At 45.4% G+C, this 22,448-nt stretch carries 1 protein-coding gene; it reads right to left on the reverse strand.

The genetic code is table 11. The features are described 5' to 3' along the window. Positions 1–22,191, reverse strand: a complete 22,191-nt coding sequence (locus tag AC5FX4_RS12790; protein WP_493606764.1) for a non-ribosomal peptide synthase/polyketide synthase — start codon at positions 22,189–22,191, stop codon at positions 1–3. Positions 22,192–22,448: the final 257 nt, after the last annotated feature.

Genomic DNA, 22,448 nt, shown 5'->3' on the forward strand with positions numbered 1-22,448 from the left:
TCACCACTCCGTTTCTTCCATATTTTTTTGTTCTTCCGCAAGTGCCATTTGAATGTTTCGTTTTTTCACGACCAGTGCTTCAACCAAAGTGGCGATACTGCGAATATCAGATTGCTCAAATAAGTGCCTAAGCGGCAACTCTATTTCAAATTCTTTTTGTACGGCATTGATCACCCGAGTTCCCAGCAACGAATTTCCACCTAAACTAAAGAAATTCGCACTGGTACTCAGCGCGTCAATTTGCAAAACGGTTTGCCAAATTTTGACTAATTGATGTTCAGTCTCTGTTTGTGCTGTTGTATATTCTTGCTCGTTTTGTTGCGGTTTAGGTAAAGCATGTAAGTTAACTTTGCCGTTGTTATTTAAAGGGAGTTTGTCAAGTACTTGCACCGAGGTTGGCACCATATAACCAGGTAAACGCTCGCGTAAAAATGCCAAAAATTCGCTTTCGTCAAATGACGCTTTAACCACAACATAGGCGACCAATAGCGCACTTTCCGCATTGCCAAACACTTTGACAACCCCCTGTTCAACTGCATTAAACGCAATAAGCTGTTGTTCTATTTCACCAAGTTCTACTCTAAAGCCTCGTATTTTTACCTGTCTATCCAAGCGCCCCATGAACACAATATTGCCGTCTTCCAATTGGCGAACCTTGTCGCCAGTGCGGTACATAACCTGATAGTCAGGATTGTGCTGAAAATCATTAAATGGGTTGTCTAGAAAAACGGACTCGGTTAACTGAGCATTATTCAGATATCCTCTTGCAACGCGCGGAGTAGCAATATAAAGCTCGCCAGGCAAACCGGTTGGTACTCGTGAGCCAGATATATCCAAAATCATCACTTCGGTATTAGGTAATGGTTTGCCGATAGGAATATCAACCCCTAGGCTGTCTATGTTTGCAGTTACATCAAAACTCAGCGCCCCGACTACAGTTTCAGTTGGGCCATAATGATTAATAATGTGGCTGTTAACGAAGCTTCGCTGAAGTCTCTTTGCAACCGATGGTGCAAAACGCTCCCCACCAATTACAAATTTGTGCTTAGCAGTAAACTGTTGCTGTTCAATCAAGGGCAATAGCCCCAGCACATGAGATGGCGTTAACCTCACCAGCAACGCCTGCTCATCGTTTTGTGCAAAGAACTCAGCTAAATCAAGCAGCTCATTTCCTTCGGCAAGAAGATGCACACAACCACCATTGAGTAACGGCACATATAATCCGGGAATGGTCAAATCAAAAACGGGGGCACTGGCAACCACAGATCCATCACCAGGATAATGATGCGTGCTTGATAGCTGACAGTAATCATTCAGCGCGTATTGGCTGATCTCTACTCCTTTTGGTTTACCAGTAGAGCCTGAGGTGTAGAGTATATAAGCACTGTATTGTAAATCACGTACCACCTCAGGATTAGTTTGCGGATACTCAACCCCCCACTGTGCATGAATTGCTGCATCTTCTAAAGAAAACAACCTAACGCGATTTGATAGGGATGCCAGCGAGTGGCCATCATGTAAAACAACATCAATGTTTGCATCAAGCATTATTTCGACCAAACGCTGATGCTCGACGCCGGTTGACAACATGACATACGTTGCAGCTACTTTCTGTATGGCTAGTAATGCGATAAGTAGCTCAGCAGAGCGCGCTAAGCAAACTCCAACGGTTTGCTGTGGTCTTACACCCAATGCTAGCAACGCATGAGCGAGACGGTTCGCTTTACTATTTAGTTGGGCATAAGTTAATGAAACCACATCAGAACTTATAGCAATATGCTCAGGGGTTTTTAATACCTGTGATTCAATGTGATCAATTAGCGTGTACTGTCTATTTGTATATTCACGCACGCCCACTTGTGCCGCCAACGCACAATCAGATCCCTCATCGAATAATGACAGTTTGCTAATAGGTAAATCTGGTTTCTGCGCAACTTGCTTGAATATTCGTGTTAAGGCCTGTGCAAAACGCACAATGGTTTGTTCATGGAATAAGGCACTGGCATACAGCCAAGTCAACCGTAATTGACCATCAACTTCAGCAACCACTAATTGAATATCAAACTTAGATTGCACATCATGCTCAAATAAAGTTTGTAACTGCAAGTTAGGCAATTCAATGGATTGTTGCTCGTAGTTTTGCATTGAAAGCAACACTTGAAACAACGGTGCATGACTTAAGCTTCGCTCTGGGTTTAACTCATCAACCAACAAATCAAACGGCAAATCTTGGTTTGACATGGCATCAAGATTAAGTGTTTTACAATACAGTAACAAAGATTCAAACGTATACGTTTGTGCCAAATTCGCTCTCAGTACTAAGGTATTTATAAAGCAACCGATGAGCGACTGAATTTCATTGTGATTTCGCCCAGCGATTGGCGTGCCAATGACAATATCATCCTCGCCACTGATGCGTCCCAACAACGCACTAAATGCGGCGTGGATCAGGGTAAACAAGGTACAGTTATAACGTTTAGCTAACCCATGTAAACTTTCCAGCGTGGATGTGTCCAGCACTTCTACATGGCGTTTTGCCCCCAATTTTTGCTGGGCAGGACGCGGATAGTCTGTCGGCAATGCATGCAAAGTGGGCAGCCCGGCAAGTTGCAGCTTCCAGTAATCCAGTTGCTGATTGAGTCGCTCATCACTAAAGTAAGTTCTTTGCCAAAAAGCAAAATCAGCATATTGAATTGGTAGCTCGGCTAGGCCCTGAGGCACATGATGTTCGACGTGCTGTTGATATAATGTCGCAAAATCTTTAAGTAAAATGCTGTTTGACCAGCCGTCGGTGGCAATATGATGAACGGTAAACAATAACGCATGTTCACCCTCAGCCAATTTCATTAATCGTACACGGATCATTAGATCTGCGCTTAAATCAAATGCCAATGCCGTTTCTCGGCTTACAGCTTGGTGTAAGGCACCATTTTTAGCCACTGAGTCTAAGTAAGTGATGTCTTCATAATCAACCACGACTTCCTCAACTGGGTTCACTTTTTGGTAGGCGCCATCTTCATTTTGCAAATACACTGTGCGTAGTATTTCATGACGTTGAACCAATAACAGTAAAGCCTGCTTCAGACCGTCAACACACAATGTGCCCAATAATTTCACTGGTATTGTGATGTTGTACTGAGTACTGCCATTTTCTAACTGATCAATAAACCAAATTCGTTGTTGTGCATACGACAGAATCAAAGGTCCGTCTTTTTCGATCACACTGATATGCTGCTGATATTCCACTTTCTGTGTGTCTAGCAAAGTGGCTAAATCTTGCAACCTTTGATGCTCAAATACGTCACGTACGGTGATTAACTTTCCAAATACTTTCGCTATTTCACTGACCAGCTTAATGGCCAAAATTGAGTGGCCACCGAGTGCAAAAAAGCCACTATTGCGACCCACTTGCTCAACATCAAGCACAGCCAACCATATTGGTAATAATGCTTTCTCTGTTTGTGTGATAACTGGCTCGAACTTTGATGTTGGTTCCGTTAAATCTGGTATGGGTAGCGCTGTATGATCCACCTTGCCATTACGCGTAAGCGGGAAAGAAGTCAAAATTATGAGCGCACTGGGTAACATATAGCTCGGCAAATACAAGGCTAAATGTTGCAAAATATCTTGGCTATCTAATTGCGGATCAGCGACTATCAGATATGCGACCAGCTGTTCACCATGACTGGTCTGTACAACACGTACTAAAGCGTCTGTCACTTGTTCTTGCAGTAGTAGCTGCTGTTGAATATGTGCAAGCTCAATGCGATAACCTCTGATCTTCACTTGATCATCAAATCGACCCAGAAATTCAAGTGAGCCAGAGGTCAACCAACGAACTTTATCACCCGTTTTGTATATTCGCTTGGCTGGTTCATCAGGATCTTGGATAAAGTGTTTTGCCGTCGCGTTAGTTTGGTTAATGTAACCACAAGCCACACCTGCACCACCAATATATAACTGGCCAAATACACCGATTGGCACCCGATTTAAAGCATCATCCAATACCCGAACATACACGTTATTCAATGGCTGACCGATCACAGGATGATCGCCCTCAATCAGCGACCAAGTTGTATCAACTGTACATTCGGTGGGACCATAAACATTTAGTGCTTTTTTGCCTGAGCTAGTTTGCCAGCGTACTAAACGTTGCCATAGCGATATAGATATCGCTTCCCCGCCAATCACTAGATGCGGTAAATGCGCCTCCAAGCCTTGTCCAAGCCAAACATCAAGTAACGTGGGTGTGCAATCCAAAGTGGTGATGGGTCTATTACGGTTAAGTAGCAACGAGCGCAGCACGTCTGTATTTAAGCGTTCATGATCGGCCATCACGTAAATTTCACCGCCGTGCGCAAGTTGCACAAGAGCCTTAATCGATGAATCAAATGCATACGTTGCATTTAGTCCCCAGCACCCACCAAACACACCGCCATCCACTAATGCAGGACTTAAATTAGCCGTCAAGTTAGCCAACGAGCTATGCGCAACCATCACCCCTTTAGGTTGACCCGTTGAACCTGAGGTATAGATAACATAAGCCAACGTATCACCATCTAATTGCGGTACATGTGGGTTGGTATGTGAATAGGCGTGTAAATTTATCGACCTCATATCAATAACATGATTTATCAAGTGTTGATCAATCGGATTGTCAGGTACATCGGTCAACAAACAACAACTGCCGCTGTCTTTTATAATATTTTCGATAAGTGCTGTGGGACTATTTGTATCGATCGGCACATAAGCAGCCCCCGTTTTTAACACCGCCAAAATGCTTACAATAGCGCGGCTGGAACGTGTTAATAACAATGCTACAGTATCACCGTATGACACCTGCTGTGCCATTAAATAGTGTGCCAAACGGTTTGCTTGTTCGTTTAAAGCCGCATAGCTCAGTTCAAGTGATGCATCGCTAAGCGCAAACTGATCAGGCGTTAAACTTACTTGGCGCTCAAAAGCATGAGGAAGCAGCAAGTCAGCTGGCTTCACTTGACCTTGCTCCCAACCTTGCACTTTAGCTAAATGTGCACTGGCAAGTATCGGAACCGACTTTACTGTTATCTCAGGGTGTTCTGCACACGCTTGTAACAATGCACAATAAGCCTCGCTTAATCGCTCGATGGTTGCCAACTCAAAAATAGAAACCGCAAACCGCCACGATAACTCTAACCCATCAGGTAGCTCCGTAGCACTGAGCTGCAAATCAAATTTAGATTGCTCTTGTGCTGGTACAATATCGCTGATCTCAAGTTCAGGCAAAGACAGCTCAACCTGTTCATTATTTCTCATTGAAAATAAGATCTGGAACAACGCTGCATGGTTGAGTTTTCGTTCCGGATTAAGCTTGTCAACCAGCATATCAAATGGCACATCTTGATTGGCATAGGCCGCTAATGATGTTTGCTTACTCTGTTCGAGTAATTCAACAAATGTGGGATCACCGGATAGATCAGTGCGCAATAATAAAGTATTTACAAACAATCCAATCAATGGTTCAACATCTTTATGATTACGACCCGATATTGGAGTACCGATAACAATGTCATCGTCGCCGCTAAACCTTGAAATAAGTGAAGCAAATACCGCTTCCAATAACATGAATAAGGTCGCGCCTTGGTTCAATGCCACTTGATGCAGCTTCCCTAGTCGCTCTTTATCCAACGTTACCGTAAAACTTTGCGCAGCAAATTGTTGTTGTTTTGGTCTTGGTTTATCAAGTGGCAAGTTGTGCACAGTTGGTAAATCTGCCAACTGCTGCGTCCAATAATCCAATTGTTTATCAAGCTCCTGTTCACTGAGCTGTTGGCGCTGCCACATAGCATAATCAGAATACTGAATAGGCAAAGGAGGGAGCGAAACCTCAACACCTAGGTGAAAATGTTCATAAAGCTGAACAAATTCTTTGACCAAGAGACCGTTTGACCAACCATCAGAAGCGATATGGTGCAAAGTAATAAACAGTACATGCGTAGTTATGTTTAACTTGACCAATTTTGTACGGATCATGAGATCACGCTGTAAATCAAAGCTGGTTAGCCATTCATTGGTTTCGATCTCAACCAACCTTTGCTGTTGCATATATTCAGGTAATGCACTGAGATCATCATGGTAAACGTACAAATTAATATCTTGCTGGATAACTTGTGACACTGTGCCAGAAATATTGCGGTAGCAGGTACGAAGTATTTCATGTCTCGATACCAAATACGCTAAAGCTGACTCCAATGCGACAACATCAAGCGTACCAGCTAATTGCAAAGCAATGGGCATATTGTATTGAGTACTTCCATGCTCTAGTTGGTCAATAAACCACAACCTTTGTTGTGCAAACGACAAGGCAATGGGCTGCAACGTGTCACGTGTTGGGATATTTTTAAAATCTTTGTTGGCTTTAGCATCAATAAAACTTGCCATATTTTGTAAAGTGCGACATTCAAAAAACTCAGCCACTGTGATCGGTTTATTAAAATGCTTTGCAATGTCACTCACTACCCGAGTTGCTATCAATGAATGTCCGCCCAAAGCAAAGAAATCATCTTGTGGGCTAATATGCTCAACGTTCAAAGCCTGTTGCCAAATAGCGGCTAGATTTACCTCCGTCGGTGTTGAAAATACCCCAGTGTGTTCAGACTGAATTTGAGGTGGTGGTAGTTTTTTACGGTTTAACTTACCATTTGCCGACAGTGGTAAGGTATCTAGACACATGATGTGGCTCGGGACCATGTAATGGGGCAGTTTTCCCTGTAAAAACGCAAGTAAGACTTGCGATTCAACGTCACCACTAACAGTCACATATGCAACAAGCTGAGAATATTGTTCGTCATGCCATACATGCGCTACACAACTGTTGATCTGTGGGTGCTTTAATAGCTGTTGTTCTATCTCACCAAGCTCAATACGATAACCACGTATTTTAACTTGGTCATCCATGCGCCCAAGAAACTCGATATTACCATCAATCATCCACCGAGCTTTGTCACCAGTGCGATATAAACGCGCTCCTTGTATAAATGGATCATCTATAAAACGCTCTGCTGTTAGCTCTGCTTGATTGAGATAGCCTTTTGCCACTCTAGGTCCGCCAATATAGATCTCACCTGGTACACCCAAAGGAACTAGTTGCGTCTTGTCATCTAAAATGTATATGTGAGTATTTGGCAGTGGCTTACCAATTGGAAGTTGACTATCTAAGTTCCCCAAGTTAGCCGTAACGTCATAACACAAGGCGCCTACTACAGTCTCAGTTGGTCCGTAGTGATTGTAAATTTGCGCGTTTGGAAATTTTTCCTGCAAACTAGCCGCTAAACTTAACTCAAACCGCTCCCCACCTATCACAAATACATGTGAACCTAGTAGTTGTTTGGGTTCAAGCAATGTCAATAAACCTTGCAAATGAGATGGCGTTAAGCGAATAAAATGTCCGAGTAGACCAGGTTTGGACAACATCGCCATGAGTTTACTCAACTCATCATTGGCACTCAGTAAGTTGACACAACCACCGCGTAACAATGGCACATAAAGACCAGGAATACTTAAGTCAAACGTTGTTGCGGTTGCCACAATAGAGCCAACACCTCGGTAGTGCTGCTGCGCCGACAACTGACAATAATCAAGTAGTCCTTGTTGTGTTACTTGAACGCCTTTTGGCTTACCAGTTGACCCTGATGTGTACAGTACATAGGCGATATCCTGTGGTTGAATATCTATCACTAGGTTTTGGTCTGGATATTCTGCCAACCAATTATCATCGTGTTCAGCACCATCGAGATAGATCGTATCCACCCCTGCTAGCGCTGCTAAGCCATCCGTTTTGACTTGTAATACTGTAGCAATTTGCGCATCCCCAATAATACCTTGGACCCGCTCGTCCTCGTTGCCAGTCGGCAACACCACATAAATCGCCCCAAGCTTTTGCACCGCAAGCAAAGCAATGCTAAATGCAATTGAACGTTCAAGGTACAAGCCGACACATTCACCCTTTTCAACACCCAGTTCATCTAGTGCTCTGGCCAATTTATTCGCTTGCTGATTAAAACGTGCATAACTTAAAACTAAGTCTTCACACCTGACTGCTTCTGCATTTGGCGTTTCAGTCACCTGCTTTTCTATTTCTTTGGCGAGACTGGAGGCTGTTTCGTACCGTAATGCGGTTCCTTTGCCATGCTGCAGTAACTGATGTCGAATTTGCTCAGGTAACAGATCTATCTTTGAAAAGTCACGGTCGGGGTCGTCACAAACCGCATGAAAGACAAGTGATAATGCCTGCGCCATACGCTCGATTGATGCATGCTTAAACAAAGAGGTTTTATAGCTCCACTCAAGCTCTAACTGCTCATCATATTCAGTGCCCGTTAGATCTAAATCGAAGTGAACCTGTACTGGCACTGCTTCTTGATATGGCTTAACGATCACATTCGATAAACTAAGTGAGTCAGATTCAAAGTTTTGCAACACAAATTTGATCTGACACAAAGGATTATAGGCTGAGGAGCGTTCAGGGTTGAGGGCCTCAACAATCGCATCAAAAGGTACTTCCTGATGGGCATAGCTAGCTAGAGTATGCGCCTTCACCTGAGCCAACAATTGCGTAAAACTCGTCACACTGGAAAGGTCTGTACGACTCACCAAAGTATTGACGAACAAACCCACGACGCCTTCTAACGCAGCGTGCTCTCTTCCAGCAACTGGGGTGCCAATTACTATGTCGGTTTCGCCGCTAAAACGCGATAACACTACTGAAAAAGCGGCTTTTATTAGCATATACAACGTCACTTGATGTTGCTTGGCAGTCGCGTACAGTCGTTTCAGTTGTGCAGAATCTATGTGCTGTCTGTAAACCGCGCCTTGAAATTGCTGCTTTGCAGGTCGAGGATAATCCAGCACTAAACCGTGAACATCCGGTACAGCAGCTAAATGTTGCTGCCAGAAGGCAATTGAATTTTGATAAGCGTCGCTTGCAAATTGTGCTCTTTGCCACTGTGCAAAATCAACATATTGTAAATTGAGTGATGGCAGTTGCGCCGATTGTTGACTGATGTAGCTGTTATATAAATTAGAAAACTCTTTAATCAATAAGGATAGTGACCAACCATCTGTGGCGATGTGATGCATACTCCATATCAGCACTGAACGTGTTGATGAGCACTTCACTAGCACCACCTTGAGCATGAGATCGCAAGCGAGATCAAAAGGCGTCTGTGCCAATTGCATCACATACTCTCCCAGCGCAATTTTTTGTGATTCTAGATCCAGACTTCTTAAATCATGCATAGACAATAGTACGTCATCAACATCGCGAACAACGCAATGAACCGTCGCTCCTGCATGCTGATAGTTAGTTCGGATCACTTCGTGACGTACAACTAAATCAAGCAAAGCTTGGCGTACCGCTGTTTCATCTAACTTTCCATGGAGCTCTACCGCTTCACAAATGTTGTACTCACTGGTACCACCTTGCATATGATCAATAAACCACAAACGCTGCTGAGCGTAAGATGTAAATAACACTTCATCACGATTGGCCTTTGGGATCTCAGTCATACTCACAGCGTGAGTCTGCTCAATATATTGTGCTAATTCGGCTAATATTGGATAGTCAAAAATAGCTTTCACAGCAATATGTTTGCCCATTGCCGCGTCAATTTCACTCACTAACCTGATAGCCAGTAATGAGTGCCCACCCAAATCAAAAAAGTTGGCTGTAATACTTATTTGCGATTCATCAAGCGCTAATAGTTTTGCGACAGAACAACGCAATTGATGCTCAGTTGTTGTGGTTGCATCCACAAACTCAGTTTGCAAATGTGCCAAAGATGGTCTTGGCAGCGCAGCTTTATCCACTTTGCCCGTTGCCGTTAATGGCCACTGTTCTACCACCATAAATATTGCTGGCATCATGTACTGTGGTAACTTACTAGTTAGGTACATGCGAACTGCATCAATGAGTTCAAACTCGCTAAGATGTTTGGCATCTATCGCCACAGTCATATACGCGACTAACTGCTTCACATCATCATCGCCGGCATATAACTGTACTAAAGCTGCATCAACTTGAGGACATGCAGCAAGTACCTGTTCAATTTCCCCTAACTCAATTCTAAAGCCACGTAACTTTATTTGGTTATCAATACGACCAATGTAATCAAGTTCGTCTTGGTCGTTGAAACGCACCAGATCCCCCGTTTTGTACAAACGGCCTATACCAGTAAAAGTATTAGGAATAAAACGCTCTTCGCTTAACGTCGACTGCTTTAAGTAACCTAGTGCTACACCATCCCCCCCAGTCAATAACTCCCCAACACAACCTTTAGGTGACAAACTGCCATCAGGAGCGACTACAAACAGCTCTGTGCCTGTTATGGATTTGCCGATCGGTAAAGCTGGCGCTGAGAGATTGTTTTCATAACGCGCCCTTGGTACTTCATAGTAGCTAGAAAAAGTAGTGTTTTCGGTTGGCCCATAAACATTAACCACGGTTGCGGTAGGCAAGGCTTGTAACATACGCGATACCGCGTGTTTGTCAGCAACTTCACCACCGACCAAAATGCGCTTTAACTGAGGTAGCTCAGGGTGAGTGTAACTCCACTGATTAAACAGCCCGGTAGTCATAAAGAGAGTATCAACACTGTGTTGTGCAAGTAATGCATTCATAGACGCCAGATCCATGACCGACTCTGGATAGAAAACACAACGACCACCATTTAATAACGGTCCCCAAAGCTCAAAAGTGGCCGCATCGAACGAGATAGAAGCAAAATGTACAACACAGCTTTGCGCGTTTAATTCAGCAAAATTTGCCGAACGAACTAATCGACAAACACCGCGGTGTGGTGCGATCACTCCTTTTGGTTTGCCTGTAGTACCCGAGGTATAATTGACATAGGCAGGGCTGTTCGTCGTTATATGTACATCCAGTAAGTTTGTCTCTGGGAACTCTAACAATACCGAGTCGATGGTCTGGACATCTAAAAATTTGCAAAGTTCACTCGGCAATGCGTGTACGGTTTCCGTGGTACATAGCACGAGTTGCAATTCAGCATCTTTTACAATCAACTCAAGCCTAGATCTAGGGTAATCGGGGTCAAGTGGAACATATGCGGCCCCTAATTTTAAAATCGCGAGTATGGCTACCATCATTTCTGGGCATCGTGGCGTACAGACGCCAACCAGCTTATGAGCTGTGACACCTTGGGCATGAAGATAGTGAGCAACACGGTTAGCTTGCTTATTTAGCTCTTCATAACTCAGTGTTTGTTCGCAAAAGACTATTGCGGTGTTATTAGGTGTTTGGTTTACTTGTTGTTCAAATAACTGATGAATACATTGAGTTGGTGATTGATACTCACCGTGATATTGACCCAAACTCAATAACTGGCTTTGCTCAGCAGAACTGAGCATATTCAAAGCGTGTAACGCACATTGCTCTGGCTCACTGGCAACCACCGCGCTCACTAATCGGCTAAAGTGCCGACTTAACTGTTCAATCTGCTCTGCCGCAAACAAGTGGCTGTCATACCACCACTCTATCTGTAAACCGGTGTCGCTGACATGCGCTGTTATCTCTAACTCAAACTTCAGCGCTTGGGCATCATCTACACGACGCTGTAGCTGCACATCTGCCAAGGATAAACGCAATTCATCCGCAAACTGCATATCAAAACTGATTTGGAATAACGGGCTATGTGTTTGGCTACGGCTATCGCAGCAATGCTCAACAACTTGTTCAAATGGTACATCTTGGTGTGACTGCGCCGCTAAGTGTACCTCGCGTACATGCGCCCAATAGTCCGCTAAATGGTTGTGCTGGGTGTCCAAACGCAACACCACCGTATTTACAAAAAAGCCGATAAGGTCTTTCAATACGCCATGCTGACGGTTCGCCACCGGAGTACCCACCACGATGTCATGACTGTGGCTATGACGCGATAACACCAACGCCAACACACTGTGCAGCAACATAAAGGCACTCATGCCCTGCTCTGAAGCAACTTGGTTCAACTGTTGATATACCGATGCTGGCACCTCGCTGACACACAACGCCGCTGCTCTATGCGCCGATGCTGTACGTGCATGAGCCAACGGTAGGTCATGCACCGTTGGGGCTCCCGCCAATTGCGTTTGCCAATAACTCAGTTGCTGTGCAAACACCGCTTGCTGTTCATCGCCACGTTGCCAATGTGCATAATCTATGTACTGCACTGGTAAGGGTGACAGCTCCAACGTTGTCCCTTGTTGCAACGCCTCATAGCCTTGTTCAAATTCTTTGACTAACACCGGAATTGACCAGCCATCCCCTGCAATGTGATGCAGGTTTAGCAGCAGTACCCCTTGCTTAGCTGCCACATGAATATACGCACCGCGCAACATCAAATCTTGGCTTAAATCAAACGGTCGTTGTTTATCTGAAGCTATCAATTCAGCAACGGCTAAGGCTTGCTCTGACGCGTCTAACGCTTGGATATCGTGCTCAGCTAAGCGGAAATTCACCGCGTCTTGCACCTGCTGCCACGCATGTCCGTCTCGTTCAATAAAGACCGTACGCAACACCTCATGACGTGCAATCACTTGTGCCAATGCTTGCTCGGCTAGGTCAACATCAAACACACCATGCACATCAAACGCCGCCGCCATATTGTACTCGCGACTATCCCCTTGCAAGTGGTCAATAAACCATAAGCGCTGCTGGGCATAGGACAAAGGATACTCACTCTGTGCCCTGGGAATGGCAACTAAGGTACTGGCTTGTTCATCTTCACTGCGTGCTACAACTTGCGCTAAGGCCCTTAAGTCCACCGCATTGAAAATGGCTTGAACCGACAGCGCTTTACCCAGCGCTCGGCGTACTTCTGCCGCTAATCGCACCGCCAATAGCGAATGTCCGCCCAAGGCAAAGAAGTTGTCGGTTACGCTTACCTGTGTGACATCTAACCCTAACAGCTGTGCGACGGTATCGACCACACAGTGTTGCTCTGGTGTTTGCGGTGCCTCGTATTGGGTATTCACCTGACGCTCTGGGACCGGTAAAGCTTTTCGGTCTATTTTACCGCTGACTGTTTTGGGCCACTCGGTCAATATCACATATTGCTCTGGCACCATGTAACTGGGGAGTTGTGTTTGCAATGCCTCCTGCAACGTGTGTTCATCAACACTGTGCCCCGTTTGCGCAACTACGTAGCCCACCAACTGCTCTGTGGCACTCAATAGCACTAACGCGCTGTCGACGCCCGTTAATTGAGACAGATGATATTCAATTTCTCCCAACTCAATTCTATAGCCTCGGCGCTTAACTTGTTCATCCAGTCGCCCTTCAAACACCAAAGCACCACTGTCTAGCCAACGAACTTTATCCCCTGTACGATACAAACGCTCGCCGTCATGCCAAGGGCTAGAGATAAACTTGTCTGCGCTTAGTCTCGCTTGACGCCAATAACCTTGCGCCAACAAGCCGCCAATATACAACTCACCAACACACCCCATCGGGGTCAACTGCCGCTCACTGTCCAACACATAAAGTTGACGACCCGGTAGTGCTCGACCAATACGGACGCATTGACTATCTGCTATATCTATATCTTGATAACTGGCTGTGATCACCGCTTCTGTCGGGCCATAAGCGTTCACCAAACGACAGCGCTCATTCATCCCTTTCGCTAACCAGTTCGTCACAACTTGACGCGGTAGCGCTTCTCCGCCTACCACTATCAAGCGCAATCCCAAGGTATGCCACTGTGTATCATTCAGTTGATTCAATAGTTGGGCGAAGTACGCCACGGGTAAATCGGTGAGGGTGATGGCTTGCTCACACATTTGGCGGTGCCAAGCTTCCGCACTGAGTACCGCGCCTTGATGTAACATCACACAACCGCCACAACTCAATATTGCAAAGCTTTGCTCTAAGGCGGTATCAAAACTAAATGAAGCTAACTGCCATGCCTTGTCTGCTGCACTCAAAGCATATTCAAACACCACCCCATGAATATGTTGTGCAATGGCTTTATGACTCACCGCCACCCCTTTGGGTTGGCCTGTTGAGCCTGAGGTATAAATCAAATACGCAATGTCACTCAGTGTGCCACTTTCAATGTATATATCCGAAGGCGCATTTTGCCAATCAGTGTCACTGAGCACGAGGCACTCAACATGACTAAACCGCACCTCGTCCTCTAGGCTCAATACCTGCCGAGCTTGCGCATCATCCAACATAAACTGCACACGCTCATGGGGATACTGAGGGTCTAACGACAACACCGTTCCACCGACTTTCCAAATCGCGAGCATACTGACTACCACCAAGACGGAGCGTGGTAAATAAACCCCAATAACATCGCCTTGTTGTACGCCCTGCGCGATGAGGTAATGAGCTAGCTGGTTAGCTTGTGCCTCCAGTGCCTGATATGAGAGTTCATTATGGCTATCTTGCACCGCGATGGCATGGGGTGTACGAAAGGCTTGCTGTGCGATAGTTTGCGTTAAACGCACCGCCTCAGTCTCGACATACTCACCGTGATATTGACCCAAACTCAATAACTGGCTTTGCTCAGCAGAACTGAGCATATTCAAAGCGTGCAACGCACATTGCTCTGGCTCACTGACAACCACCGCGCTCACTAATCGGCTAAAGTGCCGACTTAACTGTTCAATCTGCTCTGCCGCAAACAAGTGGCTGTCATACCACCACTCTATCTGTAAACCGGTGTCGCTGACATGCGCTGTTATCTCTAACTCAAACTTCAGCGCTTGGGCATCATCTACACGACGCTGTAGCTGCACATCTGCCAAGGATAAACGCAATTCATCCGCAAACTGCATATCAAAACTGATTTGGAATAACGGGCTATGTGTTTGGCTACGGCTATCGCAGCAATGCTCAACAACTTGTTCAAATGGTACATCTTGGTGTGACTGCGCCGCTAAGTGTACCTCGCGTACATGCGCCCAATAGTCCGCTAAATGGTTGTGCTGGGTGTCCAAACGCAACACCACCGTATTTACAAAAAAGCCGATAAGGTCTTTCAATACGCCATGCTGACGGTTCGCCACCGGAGTACCCACCACGATGTCATGACTGTGGCTATGACGCGATAACACCAACGCCAACACACTGTGCAGCAACATAAAGGCACTCATGCCCTGCTCTGAAGCAACTTGGTTCAACTGTTGATATACCGATGCTGGCACCTCGCTGACACACAACGCCGCTGCTCTATGCGCCGATGCTGTACGTGCATGAGCCAACGGTAGGTCATGCACCGTTGGGGCTCCCGCCAATTGCGTTTGCCAATAACTCAGTTGCTGTGCAAACACCGCTTGCTGTTCATCGCCACGTTGCCAATGTGCATAATCTATGTACTGCACTGGTAAGGGTGACAGCTCCAACGTTGTCCCTTGTTGCAACGCCTCATAGCCATGTTCAAATTCTTTGACTAACACCGGAATTGACCAGCCATCCCCTGCAATGTGATGCAGGTTTAGCAGCAGTACCCCTTGCTTAGCTGCCACATGAATATACGCACCGCGCAACATCAAATCTTGGCTTAAATCAAACGGTCGTTGTTTATCTGAGGCTATCAATTCAGCAACGGCTAAGGCTTGCTCTGACGCGTCTAACGCTTGGATATCGTGCTCAGCTAAGCGGAAATTCACCGCGTCTTGCACCTGCTGCCACGCATGTCCGTCTCGTTCAATAAAGACCGTACGCAACACCTCATGACGTGCAATCACTTGTGCCAATGCTTGCTCGGCTAGGTCAACATCAAACACACCATGCACATCAAACGCCGCCGCCATATTGTACTCGCGACTATCCCCTTGCAAGTGGTCAATAAACCATAAGCGCTGCTGGGCATAGGACAAAGGATACTCACTCTGTGCCCTGGGAATGGCAACTAAGGTACTGGCTTGTTCATCTTCACTGCGTGCTACAACTTGCGCTAAGGCCCTTAAGTCCACCGCATTGAAAATGGCTTGAACCGACAGCGCTTTACCCAGCGCTCGGCGTACTTCTGCCGCTAATCGCACCGCCAATAGCGAATGTCCGCCCAAGGCAAAGAAGTTGTCGGTTACGCTTACCTGTGTGACATCTAACCCTAACAGCTGTGCGACGGTATCGACCACACAGTGTTGCTCTGGTGTTTGCGGTGCCTCGTATTGGGTATTCACCTGACGCTCTGGGACCGGTAAAGCTTTTCGGTCTATTTTACCGCTGACTGTTTTGGGCCACTCGGTCAATATCACATATTGCTCTGGCACCATGTAACTGGGGAGTTGTGTTTGCAATGCCTCCTGCAACGTGTGTTCATCAACACTGTGCCCCGTTTGCGCAACTACGTAGCCCACCAACTGCTCTGTGGCACTCAATAGCACTAACGCGCTGTCGACGCCCGTTAATTGAGACAGATGATATTCAATTTCTCCCAACTCAATTCTATAGCCTCGGCGCTTAACTTGTTCATCCAGTCGCCCTTCAAACACCAAAGCACCACTGTCTAGCCAACGAACTTTATCCCCTGTACGATACAAACGCTCGCCGTCATGCCAAGGGCTAGAGATAAACTTGTCTGCGCTTAGTCTCGCTTGACGCCAATAACCTTGCGCCAACAAGCCGCCAATATACAACTCACCAACACACCCCATCGGGGTCAACTGCCGCTCACTGTCCAACACATAAAGTTGACGACCCGGTAGTGCTCGACCAATACGGACGCATTGACTATCTGCTATATCTATATCTTGATAACTGGCTGTGATCACCGCTTCTGTCGGGCCATAAGCGTTCACCAAACGACAGCGCTCATTCATCCCTTTCGCTAACCAGTTCGTCACAACTTGACGCGGTAGCGCTTCTCCGCCTACCACTATCAAGCGCAATCCCAAGGTATGCCACTGTGTATCATTCAGTTGATTCAATAGTTGGGCGAAGTACGCCACGGGTAAATCGGTGAGGGTGATGGCTTGCTCACACATTTGGCGGTGCCAAGCTTCCGCACTGAGTACCGCGCCTTGATGTAACATCACACAACCGCCACAACTCAATATTGCAAAGCTTTGCTCTAAGGCGGTATCAAAACTAAATGAAGCTAACTGCCATGCCTTGTCTGCTGCACTCAAAGCATATTCAAACACCACCCCATGAATATGTTGTGCAATGGCTTTATGACTCACCGCCACCCCTTTGGGTTGGCCTGTTGAGCCTGAGGTATAAATCAAATACGCAATGTCACTCAGTGTGCCACTTTCAATGTATATATCCGAAGGCGCATTTTGCCAATCAGTGTCACTGAGCACGAGGCACTCAACATGACTAAACCGCACCTCGTCCTCTAGGCTCAATACCTGCCGAGCTTGCGCATCATCCAACATAAACTGCACACGCTCATGGGGATACTGAGGGTCTAACGACAACACCGTTCCACCGACTTTCCAAATCGCGAGCATACTGACTACCACCAAGACGGAGCGTGGTAAATAAACCCCAATAACATCGCCTTGTTGTACGCCCTGCGCGATGAGGTAATGAGCTAGCTGGTTAGCTTGTGCCTCCAGTGCCTGATATGAGAGTTCATTATGGCTATCTTGCACCGCGATGGCATGGGGTGTACGAAAGGCTTGCTGTGCGATAGTTTGCGTTAAACGCACCGCCTCAGTCTCGACATACTCACCGTGATATTGACCCAAACTCAATAACTGGCTTTGCTCAGCAGAACTGAGCATATTCAAAGCGTGCAACGCACATTGCTCTGGCTCACTGACAACCACCGCGCTCACTAATCGGCTAAAGTGCCGACTTAACTGTTCAATCTGCTCTGCCGCAAACAAGTGGCTGTCATACCACCACTCTATCTGTAAACCGGTGTCGCTGACATGCGCTGTTATCTCTAACTCAAACTTCAGCGCTTGGGCATCATCTACACGACGCTGTAGCTGCACATCTGCCAAGGATAAACGCAATTCATCCGCAAACTGCATATCAAAACTGATTTGGAATAACGGGCTATGTGTTTGGCTACGGCTATCGCAGCAATGCTCAACAACTTGTTCAAATGGTACATCTTGGTGTGACTGCGCCGCTAAGTGTACCTCGCGTACATGCGCCCAATAGTCCGCTAAATGGTTGTGCTGGGTGTCCAAACGCAACACCACCGTATTTACAAAAAAGCCGATAAGGTCTTTCAATACGCCATGCTGACGGTTCGCCACCGGAGTACCCACCACGATGTCATGACTGTGGCTATGACGCGATAACACCAACGCCAACACACTGTGCAGCAACATAAAGGCACTCATGCCCTGCTCTGAAGCAACTTGGTTCAACTGTTGATATACCGATGCTGGCACCTCGCTGACACACAACGCCGCTGCTCTATGCGCCGATGCTGTACGTGCATGAGCCAACGGTAGGTCATGCACCGTTGGGGCTCCCGCCAATTGCGTTTGCCAATAACTCAGTTGCTGTGCAAACACCGCTTGCTGTTCATCGCCACGTTGCCAATGTGCATAATCTATGTACTGCACTGGTAAGGGTGACAGCTCCAACGTGGTCCCTTGTTGCAACGCCTCATAGCCTTGTTCAAATTCTTTGACTAACACCGGAATTGACCAGCCATCCCCTGCAATGTGATGCAGGTTTAGCAGCAGTACCCCTTGCTTAGCTGCCACATGAATATACGCACCGCGCAACATCAAATCTTGGCTTAAATCAAACGGTCGTTGTTTATCTGAAGCTATCAATTCAGCAACGGCTAAGGCTTGCTCTGACGCGTCTAACGCTTGGATATCGTGCTCAGCTAAGCGGAAATTCACCGCGTCTTGCACCTGCTGCCACGCATGTCCGTCTCGTTCAATAAAGACCGTACGCAACACCTCATGACGTGCAATCACTTGTGCCAATGCTTGCTCGGCTAGGTCAACATCAAACACACCATGCACATCAAACGCCGCCGCCATATTGTACTCGCGACTATCCCCTTGCAAGTGGTCAATAAACCATAAGCGCTGCTGGGCATAGGACAAAGGATACTCACTCTGTTCCCTGGGAATGGCAACTAAGGTACTGGCTTGTTCATCTTCACTGCGTGCTACAACTTGCGCTAAGGCCCTTAAGTCCACCGCATTGAAAATGGCTTGAACCGACAGCGCTTTACCCAGCGCTCGGCGTACTTCTGCCGCTAATCGCACCGCCAATAGCGAATGTCCGCCCAAGGCAAAGAAGTTGTCGGTTACGCTTACCTGTGTGACATCTAACCCTAACAGCTGTGCGACGGTATCGACCACACAGTGTTGCTCTGGTGTTTGCGGTGCCTCGTACTGGGCATTCACCTGACGCTCTGGGACCGGTAAAGCTTTTCGGTCTATTTTACCGCTGACTGTTTTGGGCCACTCGGTCAATATCACATATTGCTCTGGCACCATGTAACTGGGGAGTTTATGCGATAAAAGCGTTCTAAATTGCGAGATTTGCTCGTTTTCGTGAAGCCCCTCCTCTCGGTCAAGCTGTATATACGCAACTAATGTATTTTGCTGTGATGCACTCACCAGCGCACGTCGTATATTTGCGTGACCGTTTAGAACAGCTTCAATTTCGGTTAACTCGATCCTTAACCCACGGATCTTCACTTGATGATCATTGCGACCTAAATACTCTATGTAACCATCCGCTGCATATCTTGCTAAATCGCCGGTTTTGTATAATCGTACAGGCTCATCGGAGGACATTGCCACTTCGATAAAGTTTTGTTCTGTAAGCGCGTCTAAGTTGTGATACCCTCGCGCCAAGCATATGCCCCCAATATATAACTCGCCGACGACACCAATTGGGCACAATTCTAAATTTGCGTTTAAAACGTACAACACGGTATTTTGAATAGCGTTACCAATAGGCATCGACTTGCGTTTACCCAACTGCGCACATGCAAAATGGCTTACTTCGATAGCTGCTTCTGTCGGACCATATAAATTAAAAACCTGAATATGAGGTGAGTCACTATGAATTCTGCGAACTTCATCTATTCCCAAAGCTTCACCAGAACAAAACAAATATCGTAATGAAGCTGGCATTGGACCAGCTTGTATCTGTTGATAAGCTTCAAGCATAGACGGTACAAATTGAGCTACTGTAATTTGATTTTCCTGGATCAATTCATGTAAATAACTCGGGTCCTTATGTCCATCTGGCTTAGCTAAAACCAACGTGGCACCTTGTCGTAAAGGCCAAAAAATCTCCCATACCGATACGTCAAAACTGAATGGCGTTTTTTGCAACACCACATCTTGCGATGATAATTGATATTGATTTTGTCCCCACTCTAAACGATTGAGCACCCCCATATGTTCAACAGCTACTCCCTTGGGGTTTCCTGTGGTCCCTGAAGTATAAATTACATACGCTAAAGCCCGGTGAGAAGGTATAAAGTGGAAATCAACGGCGAACTGCTTGAGCATATTTTGAATACACTCATCATCTAATAACACCACATCTGATGAGATATCCCGATATACATGGTGAAATTTGTCTACCGTTAAAATACACGCCAATTGAGTATCCGCGGCAATATATGCCAAGCGACTTTTGGGTAAAACGGGGTCAAGTGGCACGTAGGCAAAACCCGCTTTTAAAGTTGCAAGGATCGACACCACCAAGTCAAAAGAACGCTCTAAACTGACCCCAATAAATACCTGCTTTTCATCTCGATATTGCTCTAATAAGTACTGGGCTAGTTGATTGGTTAAGGCCTGCAATTGCCCATAACTCATACTCTGACTTTCAAAAACTAACGCTGTTTGCATAGGGTTAGATTTTGCCTGACGTTCAAAGGCTAAATGAATAGACTCTTTGTTAATCGCAACTTCCAGTCCTTGACTAAAACGGTAAAGCATTGCCTGCTCTTTGGGCGGAAGCAATGAAAAATCGCAAACGCGAAGTTGGGGTTTAGCCATAAATTGCAAAACAGTACTATAAAAGCGACTAAGCATTAACGACGCTTCTTTATCAGTGAAGAAGGCTTTGTTAAAGTCCATATGCAGCTCAACAGGTTGAGAATCTCCAAATTCCCAAACCGTTAAACTAAATGGTATTGGGTTATGGTGATGGCTCAAATAATGCACACTTGCACTACCATCACCTATCTCAGAACTACTTTTTAACTTAAGATAATTAAACTCAATTTCTAGCGCAGCACCAGAATGGTTCTTTCCTCCAAGACGCCTTACTAATTCACCAAATGGATATTTTTGATGTCTAAAGTTTTGTCTTTGTCGCTGGGAAACTTGCTGTAATATATTGGCAAACTGAGCGGCGTTTGAGATCTCTACCAACATTGGGGAAACACTGGTAAACAAACCGATATGTTGTTTATCATCGTAGCGCTTTCGGTTATGAACTGGTAACCCAACGAGCACTTGCTCTTTACAGTAAGCACGACAAAAATATACCGATATCAAAGCCAAAAAAAATTGCGCCGGACCAACCCCTAGTTCTCTCAATAAGTTTTTTAGGATATTATATTTATCACTTGGAATGGTCATTGACTTACGACCACTTGGAATACACTTTTGATCTTGATAATAGTTTCTATAATAGGGATTTAGCATGGGCTCGGGAAAATTCGTTAATTGTCTTTCCCAATAATCTTTATCTTTTTTAAAATGATTACTTTGTAAATACCGAATATCACTTTCTACAATTTCTCGCCACTGCGATTTTGCGACGACATCACTACCACTATAGTACCCCCCTAATGACTCGATGAGTTTAGCAAAACCCCAGCCATCAATCATAAGGTGGTGTGCGACAAAACAATACCAATAATTATTTTCAGAGAGTTTAATTAAATATGATTTATATAGTTCACTATTATATAAATGAAATGCAATTTGAAAATTTTCTTCGACCCAATGCTGTGCGTTTTCTTGGGCATTCTCGAGGTTGGAAAAGTCAACTAAAGTCAATTCCAGCGTGCGGTCACAGCTGATAAACTGCATGGGACCATCATCTGTTTCAACTATTCTTAAACCAAAGTTTTCATGGTTTTCAATTAATGACTTATGCGCACACTGTAATTTAAAAGGCTCTATATCAGTTAGCTTTAAAATACCACCAATATTATACATCGGATTATTTGGATGCTGTATTTGATGTAAATAAATATCCTGCTGCGCAATAGCAAGAGGGATCAAATCCTTTAACTGCATGTCACTCACGCCCCATTGACTTTAAGCCGATAAAATAGGCAAATAAACAATCACTGCTTTGTTTTGATTATATTTATTAAAAGCAGCTTAAGACGCTGTGACTACACTAACACGAATTCCGTCTTCAATCTTTTACAGGCCAAAGCTACATTAGAACCTTTCAACTTGCAATATGAAAATATACATAAATGACAAAAAACGAATTATTTATTTTTGTTACAACTAAAAAATACCAATTAAAATTATACTCTGATAAC

It is taken from the genome of Pseudoalteromonas sp. ATL1 (assembly GCF_058933015.1).